The 14,887-nt window shown below is 34.3% G+C and carries 9 protein-coding genes; 1 reads left to right on the top strand and 8 read right to left on the bottom strand.

Annotated features, from left to right (window positions below; genetic code table 11):
* Positions 1-6: 6 nt before the first annotated feature.
* From pckA to BBI01_RS17070, 8 genes are all read right to left on the bottom strand, one after another.
* A complete protein-coding gene (pckA, locus tag BBI01_RS17105) occupies positions 7-1,623 on the bottom strand; it encodes a phosphoenolpyruvate carboxykinase (ATP) (RefSeq protein WP_065395854.1) in 1,617 nt (538 codons plus the stop codon).
* 127 nt (positions 1,624-1,750) lie between these two features.
* Positions 1,751-2,656, bottom strand: a complete 906-nt coding sequence (locus BBI01_RS17100) for a GYDIA family GHMP kinase (RefSeq protein ID WP_065395853.1) — start codon at positions 2,654-2,656, stop codon at positions 1,751-1,753.
* 12 nt (positions 2,657-2,668) lie between these two features.
* Positions 2,669-3,544, bottom strand: coding sequence for an ACP S-malonyltransferase (gene fabD / locus BBI01_RS17095; protein ID WP_065395852.1), 876 nt, complete (start codon positions 3,542-3,544; stop codon positions 2,669-2,671).
* Positions 3,545-3,613: 69 nt separating this feature from the next.
* The gene (locus tag BBI01_RS17090) at positions 3,614-5,554 is read right to left on the bottom strand and encodes a LysM peptidoglycan-binding domain-containing protein (RefSeq protein WP_065395851.1); all 1,941 of its coding nucleotides are present in this window, start codon (positions 5,552-5,554) and stop codon (positions 3,614-3,616) included.
* 38 nt (positions 5,555-5,592) lie between these two features.
* Positions 5,593-7,179 (bottom strand): bacillithiol biosynthesis cysteine-adding enzyme BshC, encoded by a 1,587-nt coding sequence (gene bshC, locus BBI01_RS17085; protein WP_065395850.1) that lies wholly within the window; start codon positions 7,177-7,179, stop codon positions 5,593-5,595.
* A 12-nt stretch (positions 7,180-7,191) separates the two neighbouring features.
* Positions 7,192-9,132 carry a putative porin gene (locus BBI01_RS17080; RefSeq protein WP_065395849.1) on the bottom strand — a complete coding sequence of 647 codons (1,941 nt, stop codon included), beginning with the start codon at positions 9,130-9,132 and terminating at the stop codon, positions 7,192-7,194.
* A gap of 87 nt (positions 9,133-9,219) precedes the next feature.
* Positions 9,220-10,845 carry a RagB/SusD family nutrient uptake outer membrane protein gene (locus BBI01_RS17075; protein ID WP_065395848.1) on the bottom strand — a complete coding sequence of 542 codons (1,626 nt, stop codon included), beginning with the start codon at positions 10,843-10,845 and terminating at the stop codon, positions 9,220-9,222.
* Between the two features lie 12 nt (positions 10,846-10,857).
* Positions 10,858-13,710, bottom strand: a complete 2,853-nt coding sequence (locus BBI01_RS17070) for a SusC/RagA family TonB-linked outer membrane protein (RefSeq protein WP_065395847.1) — start codon at positions 13,708-13,710, stop codon at positions 10,858-10,860.
* 439 nt (positions 13,711-14,149) lie between these two features.
* Between BBI01_RS17070 and BBI01_RS17065 the strand changes: the two genes are divergently transcribed.
* Positions 14,150-14,827 carry a hypothetical protein gene (locus tag BBI01_RS17065; protein WP_065395846.1) on the top strand — a complete coding sequence of 226 codons (678 nt, stop codon included), beginning with the start codon at positions 14,150-14,152 and terminating at the stop codon, positions 14,825-14,827.
* Positions 14,828-14,887: the final 60 nt, after the last annotated feature.

The raw sequence follows: 14,887 nt of genomic DNA, 5'->3' as shown, positions 1-14,887 counted from the left end.
ATCTGATTAGATAGTTTGTTCTTGTAATTGAGGTCCTGAAGCAATTAATCTCTTGCCTTCTTCAGTATCACAATACTGTTCAAAGTTCTTGATATATCTTGAAGCAAGATCTTTCGCTTTTTCTTCCCATTCTGAAGTATTCTCATAAGTATCTCTAGGATCAAGGATACCTTTAGAAACATTCGGAAGTTCAGTAGGAATTTCAAGATTCATAATTGGAACCTGAGTTTTAGGAGCGTTATCAATAGAACCGTCGATGATAGCATCAATGATTGCTCTTGTATCTTTTAGAGAAATTCTCTTTCCAGTACCATTCCAACCTGTGTTTACTAAATAAGCTTTAGCTCCGTGCTCTTTCATTTTTCCGATCAATGTCTTAGAGTACATTGTTGGGTGTAATGTAAGGAACGCCTCACCAAATGCCGGAGAGAAAGATGGCTGAGGTTCAGTAATTCCTCTTTCAGTACCTGCTAATTTAGATGTATAACCGCAAAGGAAGTGGTATTGCGCCTGATCTTCATTCAGGATAGAAACCGGAGGAAGTACTCCGAATGCATCTGCTGAAAGGTAAACGATCTTTTTCGCATGACCAGCCTTAGATGGTAATACAATTTTGTTAATATGATAGATTGGATAAGAAACTCTTGTATTTTCAGTGATAGATCCGTCTGTATAATCCGCTACTCCATTGTTAATAACAACGTTTTCAAGAAGTGCATCTCTCTTGATTGCTCTGAAAATATCCGGTTCTTTTTCTTCTGATAAATCAATTACTTTAGCATAGCATCCACCTTCATAGTTGAATACTCCGTTGTTATCCCAACCGTGCTCGTCATCACCGATAAGGTATCTTTTCGGATCTGCTGACAAAGTAGTTTTTCCTGTTCCTGAAAGACCAAAGAATAAAGCTACATCACCTTTTTCTCCTACGTTCGCAGAACAGTGCATTGAAGCCATACCTTTTAATGGAAGGTAATAGTTCATCATTGCAAACATTCCTTTTTTCATTTCACCTCCGTACCAAGTACCACCGATGATCTGTAGTTTTTCTGTAAGGTTGAACATAATAAAGTTCTCAGAGTTCAATCCTTGAGCTTCCCAGTTCGGGTTAGTTGTCTTAGATCCGTTGATTACAGTGAAATCTGGTTCTCCAAAGTTCTCAAGCTCATAATGAGAAGGACGGATGAACATGTTTGTAACAAAATGCGCCTGCCATGCTACTTCCACAATGAATCTTACTTTAAGTCTCGTATCTGCGTTCGTTCCACAGAAAGCATCTACAACATAGATTTTCTTAGCTTCAGAAAGCTGGCTCATCACTAATTCTTTACAAGACCCGAAAATTTCCGGCGTAGTTGGTAAATTTACTTTACCATCCCAGAAAATTGTATCTCTTGTAACATCATCCTGAACAATATATCTGTCTTTAGGTGAACGACCTGTGAAAATTCCTGTTTTTACTGATACCGCGCCCGATTCTGTAAGTTCCGCTTTCTCAAACCCCTGATTTTCAGGAGAAACTTCAGCCTGATATAATTCTTCATAAGAAGGATTATACACTACTTCATAGTTTCCTTTAATCCCTAATTTCTCTAAATCCTGGATGATTTTAGTGTTTTTCATTTTACTTATATTTTCTATTTCTTTATTGACTTCAACAAAAATAATATTAATTATTTGTTAAAGGTGGTTTAAATATACTGATATAAGTCAGAATGACAAATAAAAAAACAGGATTGTAAATTATTGATTATAAATCAATTATATTTGACCATTCAAAAACGGTAGTAAAACCTTTCTCCCAAAAATAGTCTTTATAACCCCCAAATTTAGCACTCATCACGAAATCTCCGCCCCAAGCACCTAAACTTTTGACAAAAGAAGGGCAATCTGAGAACAGCCTCTCTTTAACTGTAAGGATTTCAATAAAATCAGAAATTTTTTGTTCATGAACATCCATTAACCGAGAAAAATTATCCAATTCGTTGCATAATAAAATTTTCTTTGTAATATCTGAAAATTCATTAATCAACTCAGGAGATTTATTTTTCGACTTGTAAAGATTGATTCCCTCCCTGCTATCTTGCTTTTGGTTTAAATGGATAAAAATTAATTCGTTTTTAAATGAAGGATTAAAATCCACCTTCTCAAATTTAATCTCAGGTTTGCTCTGGAAAAGCACTGCAGACTTCTCTTTTGCAACAGCAATATCATATCCGCTTCCTCCTAAACTGATTGTATTCAAATAGAAAGGATCAATTTCAGCCCATTCTGCAAGATTGTTCATTAATGTAGAACTGCTTCCAAGACCAAAGTCTGCGGGAAACTGAAGGTTTGTTTTTAAATGATAGGTAAAATCATTTTTGAATTTAATAGTAGAAAGCTGCTGAACATTCTTTAATGTCTTTAAAATGAATTCAGCGCTTGAAGGAATATTGGTCTCAAGGATCTGCCAGTTTTTATAATCGATGACAGCTTTCAACCAAGGTTTGTTTTGATGGAGTGCTTCCCAGAAAATCAAGGATTGATGGTCATCCTTTTCTTCAAAGAAAAACTCTTGTCCCAGCTTGGTAGGTACCGCTAAGACAAGAGCTCCATCTATTGCGAAATATTCTGAAGTAAGCATAAGCTTGCCCGGTGAAAATATCGCGTTCATATTTTTTATTAATTAGATTGCAGAAGTAGCATCTACTGATCCGTCAATTTTTTTGATTAATCCCTGAAGGGTTTTTCCAGGTCCAACTTCTACGAAATTAGAAGCACCGTCTTTAATCATATTCTGAACAGATTGTGTCCATTTTACAGGACCTGTAAGCTGAGCAATAAGATTTTGTTTGATCTCATCAGGGTTTGTCACAGCTGTAGTTGTAATATTCTGATATACAGGAATCGTTGCCTTTCTGAATTTTGTTTTTTCGATAGCTGCCGCTAATCTTTCCTGTGCTGGCTGCATCAATGGTGAATGGAAAGCTCCGTTTACAGGCAACAATAAGGCTCTTTTTGCTCCTGCTTCTTTTAGTTTAGCACAAGCTTCCTCCACTGCTGGAGTTTCTCCTGAAATTACCAATTGTCCCGGACAGTTATAGTTTGCCGGAACTACTACTCCACTGATCTGAGCACAGATTTCTTCAACTTTAGCGTCTTCTAATCCTAGGATTGCCGCCATAGAGCTTGGATTTGCATCACAAGCATCCTGCATCGCCTTAGCTCTTTCTGATACTAATTTCAAACCATCATCAAAAGATAAAACGCCGTTTGCTACCAATGCAGAGAATTCTCCTAAAGAGTGTCCTGCTACCATTTCAGCTCCAAGCCCGTTTACTGCTTTTAATGCTGCTACTGAATGTATAAAAATTGAAGGCTGGGTAACCTCTGTTTTTTTAAGATCCGCATCTGTTCCGTTAAACATAATGGAAAGAATGTCGAAACCTAAAATTTCATTGGCAGATTCCATCAGATCTTTAATATCTTTTCTAGAATCATACAATTCTTTTCCCATTCCTACGAACTGAGAACCCTGCCCTGGAAATACAAGTGCTTTCATGTATTGAATTAAATATTATGCAAATATAATTATAATGTTAACAATAATCTTTGAAACAAAGATAAATCATTAAGGTACTAGTCTGATTACTCTGTAACCTGTGTTGACATAAGCTCCATTAGCTTTAGATTTTACAAACTCAAATTTTGTTGCAAGCTGAGTCTGAACCTTATTCATTTGCTTAAAGATTTCTCCTTTTTTATTTTCTCTTGTCAACATATCATTAACAACGTCAAAACCTACGATGGCATATTTTGGTGGTGTTTTGCAGTATTTGTTTTTATAAGCTGCAAGAATCTCTTTTTCAAAATTACCGTCAGTATTGATCTTTCTGTCCATCAGGTATACCAAGCTTGCCTGGCTCAACTCATCTACTTTCTTTTCGAAAGTCGGAGAATAGAACATACTGAATGCTTTTACTCCTTGTACTTCTTTAGAAAGATTAATGATTTTGTTTGCAAAGGTATCTCCCATATCATCATTTGCCAAAATTGCAATAACCGGAGCTGATTGTCCTGTCATCATATTTTGGTCTAACTGAATTTCCGCAGGGGAATTTACAATCACGATATTAGGGTTTTTCACAGCTTTTTCAAGTCCTGATTTAATGTAATTTGCATTTTCTTTTTTAGAATCTGCCACTACATATATCTTCTGATCTGAATATACTGCTTTTACTTCTTCTACGATTTTATCTGCATAGGTTTGATTGTTCGTTTCTACGATAATCAAATTGCTATAGTTATATAATTCCGGTGTATTTGCAAATGGTGCTACCACAGGAATTTTTTGATTTTTAGTGAAATCTAAAACGTCAATAACGTTAGATTTAAAGAACGGACCAATAATAAGGTCTGTATTTTCAGGATTGATCTGCGTCAGAGAATTTTTGAAAGAAGCTTCATTTCCTGAATCTACAATTTTAACATCCAGTTTCTGCCCGCCTCTTGCATTTCTCTCAATGGCAAGTTTAGCACCCGTTAAAAAGTCTAGAGCCATAGTTCTATATTGTGTCTCATTGGTACTATAACCGAAAGGAAGCATCAATACAACACTTAAAGCATCTCCATTTTTCTTAACATAAGCCGGGTCCTGTTTTTTGATCTTTAAAACCATTCCGGCTTTTAAACCTTTTGAAAGATCAGGGTTAAGAGCGATTAACTCATCAATACTTACTCCAAATTTATTCACAATAGAGAATACTGTATCTCCTTGCTGCACTGTGTAAGTAACGTAATCATCTCCTACGACCACATTATTGGAAACAGTGGAAGATTTTTCGTTCCCTGAATCCATTTTTTCTTTTGGATTGGCTGTTTCAACAACCGTATCGTTATGGTTTGATCTTTTTATTTTAATGGTATCCCCAGGTTTTAAGCCTTTTTCTTCCAATCCTGGATTTAAAGCATAAAGATCCTGTTGGCTGATACCAAACTGCTTAGTAATTCTGTAATAATTATCTTTAGCCTGAATCACATAAGCTTCCCCTTCTCCTGCTGGTGTAGCTGTTTCTACTTTTTCAGCCGGAGCTGGAGCTTCTACATGTTTAGGAGGAGCAACTACCGTTTGCTGATCACCATATTTTTTGATGCTAGCAAGAGGTAAAGTAATTTCGTCACCGATTTTCATGTGAGAATCCAGTTCAGGATTCAGTTTTCTTAAATCAGTTTCAGAGATTCTGTATTGTTTTGTGATTCCGTAAATGGTCTGTTTTGGTTGTAAAACGATTTTACCTACTGCAACGCCACCAGTGGCATTTACTTTTTCAGCTACGACAGTTTTTGTTACAACCGGAGTTACTGCCTTCTCTGATTTTATAGTTAAAACATCTCCGATAGCCAATTTACCATCTTTGTGCTTTGGGTTTAGCTTCAGCAATTCATCTACAGTCATTCCATACTTTTTTGCAATGTTGTAAGGGTTATCGCCTTGTACAACCGTATGTGATTTCTGGGCTGAAACTCCCAAAACCATACATAAACTGGATAGAATAAAAAACCTCTTTATCATATTCGATAATTATAATTTACAAAAATACTTCTTTAAAATTAAATGGCAACAATTATTAATTTGGAATCTTGAACCACCATCTCTTCCAAACAATTTTCAAGCCACGAATACCCATAATCTGAAAAGAATACACTAAAGTTATATACTCTTTCCTGCCATGTTTTGGAAGGGTGAACATCTATGAACAGATTTTCAAGCCTTTCTAATAATTCACTTTGCTTTATTTTTTCGGCATGAAGCAAACGTTTTTTCATTCTTTTGAATGATTTCAATTGTCTTACCTCTTCTGCTTTCACCATATTTCCAAAGGATTTCTCGGTAGTTTCTGCAGAGACTTTTAATTGATTGAAGTTATTAATAAGAAGTTGTTCTTTCTCTTCTAATAATTTTAAAATCGTATTATCTTCTAAAATTTTATGATTGGTAATAACAGTAAAGTTTTGAAAGAAATCTTCTATTTTAAGGTCTAACTTTTCAATTTTACCTAATGTTTTTTCTTTAAGGAAAAGCATCGAGTTCCTTGGAATCAAGATTGGGAAAGGGATATTGACTTTTGAAAAGTAGTCTTTAAGTTCCAGCCAATACATGATTTCCGCATTTCCACCAATGTATGCAAGATTGGGCAATACTTTTTCCTGATATACCGGACGCATCAACGCATTAGGACTGAATCTTTCAGGGTGATTTTCCAGCTCGCTGAGAATTTCTTCTTCTGTAAACTGAATATTTGTATCTACTACAATATATTTTTGCCCGTTGAAATCAATTCTGTCTCTCGTTTCTGAAAGATAGAAAAGATTAATTTCACGTGGGTTCACCTGAACTTTTCCATATTTTTCAGTCAGAAAGTTTACTTTTTCTTTTGATGTTTTCTGTAAGCTAAAATGAAGCAATTCGTCTTTGAAAACATCTTTTATCTGTTCTTTAAGTTCTTTTGAATCTCCATCAAGAATCAGAAGTCCAAATTCAGAGAAAATACGGTTCACCAGAATTTGAATAGCTTGGGTTAAAGTATTTCCTACTTTATAAGCTTCTTTCAACATTAAAATCAATTCTGTCCCAAAAACTGAATCTTTGAATTCTTTTTCAAACTCTGTGGTAAAATAGGTATCATTAATTTCAATTCTGCCTACCGGACCTCCAGACTTTTCGTTTGTTTCGTAGTAATTATTCTCTGTTTTAAAATGATTGATTTCTACAAAATCATGATCTTCTGAAGCCATCCAATACACCGGAACAAAATTGAAATCCGGGAAATTTTCTTTCAGATAGGTACATGTTTTAATAGTCTGCAATATTTTATAGACAAAGAAAACAGGTCCTGAAAACAAATTCAACTGATGCCCTGTTGTGATAGTGAATGTATTGGGCAACTTAAGATTTTCCAGATTCTCTTCTTGCTCTGAAGAAAGGGAAAGACCTGCAAGTTGTTTCTCAAATGCGTCTGATAAAATATTTCTTTGCTCTTTTGAAAAGGAATCTTTTTTCAGATAAATCTGATTACTAAAATTATCTAGAGAAAATGTTTTATTTTCAAAACCCTCAATTGTCTGATTCAGAAAATCTTTTACCAATTGAGGTATGCTTTCTATATCGTTAAATGATATTTTATTAATTGTTTTCAACCTGTATAGTTTTTAGTTGAACAGATACCACACAATTCCGATATTCAATCTGAAGTCATACACCGGATAATGTGGAAATGCATATGCTTTGTTATGAGAAATAAAGGTTCCTATCTGCTGTCCTTCTATGAAAAAGAACATCTTTTTAACCTTCATATTAATATATAGATCGGCGATAGGTTGTCCTCCGATGGAGAACGCTTTTGAATCTGGAAGAAGATATTCGTTAAGGATAGGAGAATAATCTCTTGAACCAAATTTAGAGAAGTAATATATTTTTACCCCAGCCTGGATTTCTGCTGCCTTTTTAAATGCCAATGTTTGATAGAAAATGTTAGCTCTTCCGATAAAGCTTGGCATTGGCAAAAGATTTTTATTCGTCAAAGCATTCTGGAAGTGCAATCTTGTGTTCAAATGGAATTTACCATAGCTAAATGTGGCGTCTCCTCCAATCTGAGAAATATTCAATGAACTTTCGCTCTGTTTTGGAGCTGCATTACTGTCAAAATAAGTGTAATTGTCTATTCTGAAATAGTTGGCGAAGATTTCTGTTTTAAACCATTTTAGGTTTATACTTCCACCAAGTTCCATCACGGATTGGTTTTTTGCATCTTCAAGATAGTAATTGAATTTGTTGTAAACGGATGTGTTTAACAAATAGTTGAATGATGGATAAGCGCTTTGAAAGTTTACTTTTGCATTCACAAAATAATCTTTTATTGGCTCAAACTTCAGATTATTGGTTGTTTTAAGGTAACTTTTAAATTGACTTCCATTTGAAAATTCTAAGAATGAATTCAATTGAATTTTATCCCAAAGTTTTACCTGCAGATTTCCTACGGCACCGATTCTGTTTTCTTTAAGTTCTTCAGGGAAAGGAACTCCGTTTAATGCAACAACGTCTCTTATTCCCAGTTTAATAGATTGATAACGAACTCCGGCATCCAACTTGAATTTTTCATTGTTAAAAACCAAGCTTAAAGTATTGCTGAAGTTGCTTGAATATTTCTTTGTTGTTAAAGGAAATCCATTGACTAATTCTACAGGATCTTTATACCAATATCCTTCTAATGTTCCTTGGTTATAGTAATATTTATTTCCTTGATGAGAAATAGTATGTCTGATACTGAAAGGAAATTTTTCTGAATTGAAAGGGGTAAACTGATGGCTTAGATAATATCTTCTGTAAGCAAACTGTGAGCTGCTAGACTCTAAATTGACCTGAGCGTTTTGTCTGTTTTTATAGTCACTACTACCTGATTGAAATAAATCATCCTCTAGAATACCACCGTTTTCCTGGTTATTTATGTTTTGGTGAATGTAGTGGGCAAAAAGTTCATAGTTTCCGCTTTTTGAGGTATAGTGTCCTGAGAATATTGTATTGTTATTTGCAGACAAAGCATTTCTGTAAAGACCTTGTGAACGAAGTCCCATATACTCTAAAGCAAAGTTGAATCTTTTACCAATATTTTGAGTATAGGTAGATCGTAAAGCCGCCCCGTTCCTCATTGCATTATGATAAACAAATGCAGCTGTCGGAGTTTTTACATCATAATATTTCACATCATTTGCGCCCAGAATCATGTAGGATTTATTGGAAGGTAGTAATGAAAGGTTCTGTTCAGCATTCACTTCAAATACTAAAGGATTAAATCCTGACCCGATATTAGCTGGTTGTACTCTACCAAAGTTGTCTGTATTGTTATATTGTGAAAATATATAGGTTTTATCAAATGTCATCACCGTATCAAACACTTTTCTCTCGGAGAACTGAGTCTGATATTGATAATCATTGATGGTTGGTTTAAAAATCTTTAAGGAGTCTTTTTTTCCTGAGTCTATGACAAGTGTATCCTCCGGTTTTTGCTGAGATTTATTATTATCCGCTGTATTAACAACCTGTGCGTGTGCAGCAAAGCCAAAGAAAGTAAGTATGAAAAGTATGTACTTCATTATTCATTATTGTACAGCAAAAATAAGAAATAATAGCAAATAAAAACCCCTGCTTTGAGCAGGGGTTGTGTATAATATGATTATATTTTAGTTATAACCAGGGTTTTGTACGCAATTAGGGTTTGCAGATATTTCCTTAATTGGAATAGGTAAAGTATATCTGTAATCACCATTTGGTAAATTCTTAGCAGGAATAACATCATCAGTAACGTTTCTATCCATAGAAACACCAGCTGCTACAGCTAACCTTTTTAAGTCTAGGTAACGGTGTCCTTCCAATGCTAGTTCAATTCTACGCTCTTTTAAGATATCAGCATACGCTACCTGAGTACTTGTATAAGTAGGTGTAGTAGGAACGGCATCAAAGTATCTAGCATTTCTTACTTGCTGGATTAGCGTTTGTGCTGCTGCCAGGTTTCCAGTTGCAGCTTCAGCTTCAGCTAAAATGAAATACATTTCAGATAGTCTAAATACCTTAATATCATTTCTTGTTGCAGAACCAGTTTTACCAGGGTATTTATCAACAACTAATCTATCCAAACGTGTGTTTACATTCGGCTGATTCCAGTTTACATTTGGCGTAGAAGAAGGATCAACATAAGTATATTTTCTTATATCGTTGTTTGTAAACATATTGTAAATATTTCTTCCCCAGTTCCACATTGGGTTACCTGAAATACTAGAACTGTTTGTGTTCCATCTTGGACCAATTGGAGCTCCAGCACCTAATGCAAGTCTGTTAAGAGAGAAAATGATTTCTCCTCTTTGTGTATCATTCCACATGTTTTTATATGGATTAAAAGATCCGGCATTTGGATAAAAAGCATTAGACCAAGGCACATTTCCAACAGGCTGATATCCTAATTCCGGCTTTAATGGATCAATAAGAATAGAACTTGGAGTAGCTGGAGTTAAAGTCAATCCTGAATTATCAATTACTTCTTTAGCATATTGTTTTGCTAAAGCCATGTTACCTCTATATAAGTTAAAACGTGCAGTAACTGAGTTTACGAATGCTTTACCTACAGCGTATCTTGTAGGAGCTGTAGCAGAGTATGTAAGTATACTTCTTGCATAATCTAAATCTGCATTAATAAAGTCATATACATCCTGATTTTTAGATCTTGGTAATTTAGCATCTGTAGCAGGAACATCTTTTATTAAAATAACTCCCAGACCATTAGGATCTTTCATATCAGGAGCAAAATACGCTTCTAATTGAAGGTAGCAATAAGCTCTCATTGCTCTAGCTTGTGCAATAATACTATTATACTGTGCTTTTTCAGCAGCAGTATTAGGAGTAATCTTTTGTGCACCTTCAAGTAATCTATTAATTCTATTAATTACTCTATATTCATTCATCCAAATACCAAAACTTGGAGGAGTAACACCTATAGAGGCAGATGAGTTAACAACTGGAGAAGATGGATCTAAGAAAAGTCTGTGAAGTTCATATTCTTGCCCTCCGCTACCATGTCCAGGCTTTACTTCGTCTGTAAATACTGCAGAAAAATATATTTCTTCAATGGGTTCTAATTGCGCATAAACAGATCCGTTTAAGACATCATTTAAATTAGCAACAGTAGTAAATACATCTTCAGGTTTTAGCTCTCCAGCCTGAGTAATATCTAATGCATCCTGACAGCTATTCAGAGTGAATCCTACTGTCGATAACGTTGCTACTGTTAATATTGTATTTATTATTCTTTTCATAACTTTTTTCTATTAAAAATCAACATTTAATCCTACAGAAACTGTTTTAGGGTTAGGATATACATTTAGTGAAGCTGTAGTTACAGGCTCAGGATCGAAACCTTTCCATTTCGTCCATGTATAAATGTTTTCCGCCTGAACAAATACTTTAATACCTCTAACCGGTAATTTTCCTAACTGATCTTTAGTAAAAGAGTACCCTAGAGAAACATTTTTAAGTCTGATGAAATCCGTACTCTTTAAGAATCTGTCAGAAGAACCATCTCTACCTGTATTATCAGCTTCTAAAGCAGGAACATCTGTATTTCTGTTATCAGGCGTCCAGGCATTAAGAAGGTCTGCAGAAACGTTATTTCCATCAGAATAGTTAGGGTTCATTGCCCATGACATTAAGTTGTCATAAATCCATCCTCCTTGTTGGAAAGAGAATAATGTATCTAAGAACCAACCTTTATGTTGGAAATTAAATCCAAAACCTCCTGTGAATTTAGCATATGGAGATTTCCCTGTACGTCTTCTATCAGATGTCTGTGGATTCTCTGTAATGTTGTCATTAATATCAAGGAATAACATGTTTCCATTGTTTGGATTAACTCCTAAATATGGATAAAGAATATACTGGTTTGCAGGACCGCCAATTGCGTGTGCAATATCATCAGAGATATCCTCATTATTCATGGAAACAATCTTGTTCGAGTTATAAGCCCCGTTCACAAAGAATGATAACTTCGTGTTTTCAGTCTTAATAGCATTGTATCTGATTAACCCTTCAACTCCTTTGTTATCAAGAATACCATCATTTCCTCTAATGTCCCAGTATCCTGTTACAGCAGATCTCTGTAGGTTGTTAAACATTCTTGAAGTTCTCTTTTGATAATAATCAAAACTACCTTCAACAATACCTTTATAGTTAAAATCAACCCCTACGTTGGTCTGCTTTACCTGCTCCCATCTTAAATAAGGATTAGACAGGTTAACAAAGTTATATCCTAGGATATTCTGATATCCTGAAATACCATTATATAAATCAAGGAAGTTATTTGGAAGTTGAACTAATGGGTTAACATTATTAACAGGTACACCTAAATTCTGGTTTCCAGTTGTCCCCATTGAAGCCCTAAGTTTCAATAATCTGAATCCAGAATTAGCCATGAAATCTTCTTTATCTATATTCCATCGTAAAGCTACTGACCAGAATGTCTCCCATCTGTTAGTAGGAAGGAAACGATAAGATCCATCTCTTCTTACTACTCCACTTACACCATATTTATCTTTATAATCATAGTCTAACGTTCCGAAGTAAGCTAAAGTTCCAGCGGTAACTTTCGAAGCAGATACTGAAGGTCTGTACAAGTTAGGCGTATCCGGGTTGAATGGAATATATCCAGTACCGGCACCGAACTGCCATTGCAATGGATTCAATCCATTTTGTGTCTGAGAATTAATATTCACATGTGCTTTGATGTAATCCATATAAGCCGCAGCTGAAATGGTATGATCACCAAAAGACTTGTTAAAAGTAATATTTGTAATACTGTTAACAGTTAAATCCTGTGTAGTAGTAAATGTTTCAACCCCTGCATATCTAGCTCCTTGTCCTGCTGCTACAGAAAGTGCAAGGTATCCCTGAGCTGATCTCGCAAAGATTCTTTCGTATTCTTTGTATTCTATACCAGTTCTATTTCCTACACTTAAATAATCTGTTAGCTTATAATTGACATTAGCATTAGCAGAGATACTTAATTCAGTATATTTGTTTCTAATTCCTCCATTAATATTATCCTGAAGAATCCACTGCGTATTTCCGTTAATGGTCTGACCAATATTGTTAAACAATTCTTGTCCGCTTGCATATGGAGAAGGAGTTTTATAAGTAGAAGAAAGTACCCCTCCGAATAATGGGTTCTGTAATGGGTTATTAGCAATAGCTGAATTTTCTTCATCATCCAGCTGGTTTCTTTTCGAGTAACCAAGCCCTAGAACAGCACCAAAAGTTAATTTACCATCTTTAGACTTCCCATTAAGGTTATTTCTTAATGTAAATCGCTTAAAGTCAGTAGACTTAACAGTACCCTGCTGATCTAAATATCCTAAGGAAAGGAAATTGTTGATATTTTCACCTCCTCCTGTAATTGAAATATTATGCTGTTGTCCAATACCGATTTGAGTAAATTGTTTATCCCAATCAGTATTTATATTCCAGTTATCAATATCTGCCTGATCCATATCTCCTCCATCACCTGTAAGGTAGTTCTTTTGGATCTGTAATAGCTGCTTACCGCTAGCCATGTTATATTTAACTCCAGGCATTTTACTAAAAGAAGTCAAAGCGTCATAAGAAACCCTTAAACCAGAATTAAATCTACCTGTTTTTGTAGTAATTACAACAACCCCATTTGCAGCTCTGTTACCATAAATAGCTGTCGCCTGAGCATCTTTTAGAATACTGAAAGTTTCAATATCATATGAGTTCAAGTTTCTAAACTGAGATCCGGAAGTAATAACACCATCGATTACATATAAAGGATCTGTAGAACCATTTAAGGAACTCATACCTCTAATTAATATGTTAAATTTTCCTGAACCTGGAGATCCAGACCCTGAGTTAATAACAACTCCGGGAGCTGTCCCTTGAATTGAATTTAAAACAGAAATATTGGGTCTGTTTTCTAATGTTTCTGCTCCAACAGTGATTGAAGAAGATGTAGATTTAGCTTTAGTGGATGTTTTACTATACCCCAAAACAACTACTTCCTCAATTTTCGTCTCTTTGTCTTTGGAGTCTTTTTTACCCTCCTGAGCAAATACAGCCTGTCCTGTAAAAAACAAAACACCAGCTGTTAATACACGTAGTTTAACATTCATATTAACAAATTTTAATATATTTTAGAGGCAAATATGTTAATAAATATTAACACTGGCAAATTTTTTACACCGAATTGCACCATTTTCATTCATAATATCGCAACCATTCCCCATTACACATAAAGAAATCCATAATATTAGATAGATTTAATTTAATAAATTTTAACATCATTAACCAAAAACAGCAATTTTAACACTTAATAAACAGTGATTAAAATATTATTTATAACAAATCTAAATTATACCATTGTTAATTTCCACACAACCAAGTCTTTTAAAGTAAAAAATTAATCATCCAACAACAATCTATTATCATTTTAAAAAAACAGCATACCACTTTACAATTCCCATATACTTAAAAAAAAATAATTCAATATATCCATTTTGAATATTATATTTATACTTTTGACATAAAACCAAAATTTCATAATTTTAAAAAATGAAAAAAACAATCATAACCACATTTGTTTTAGCAGGGATTAATTTTAGCTTTGCTCAAAACACCCTTTCAGTTAATGGAGCCACAGGTACTCAGTCAGTATTTGATGGTATAAAATCTACAACAGGTAAAACATTTAAATATGAAGAAATAGCCGGTTCTCCGTATTACACCAAAGACTTTACAATGGCTAAAATTGCAGATAACTATGAACAAGTACCTGTACGATATAATAGTTATTCGGATGAAATAGAATTTAAAAAAAATAATGAAGTTCGAGTTCTCCCCAAAAATGCTGAATTTTCAAGAATTGAAGTATCATCTCCTAAGCAAACAATAGTATTACTTGAAACATTGGATGAATTAAGCGGATATTTTTTTGAACTTGTAAATGGTAAGAACTCTTTATATAAAAAGATTAAAACCAAATTTACAGATGTTGTTCCTGCTGCGAATGGTTATGCAAGTGAAAAACCGGCAAACTTCCGTAATCTAGACCCTGTATACTACATTAAAACAGAAAAAGGTTTCATAAAAAAGCCAAGAAATCAAAAAGAAATCATAGCAGAATTCCCAGACAAAAAAGATGCTTTAACAGCATTCTTCAAATCTAATAAGATTAAGTTTGACAAAGATGAAGACTTAACCAAACTGGTTACCTTCCTTAATCAGAATTAAGACCATTTTATACTTTAAAATAAAAAATCCACCTCAATGAGGTGGATTTTTATAAATATA

This window comes from Chryseobacterium artocarpi (assembly GCF_001684975.1).
Lineage (GTDB): Bacteria > Bacteroidota > Bacteroidia > Flavobacteriales > Weeksellaceae > Chryseobacterium > Chryseobacterium artocarpi.
The sequence above is the reverse complement of the archived record's forward strand: the minus strand, read 5'-3'. Positions and strand labels throughout refer to the sequence as shown.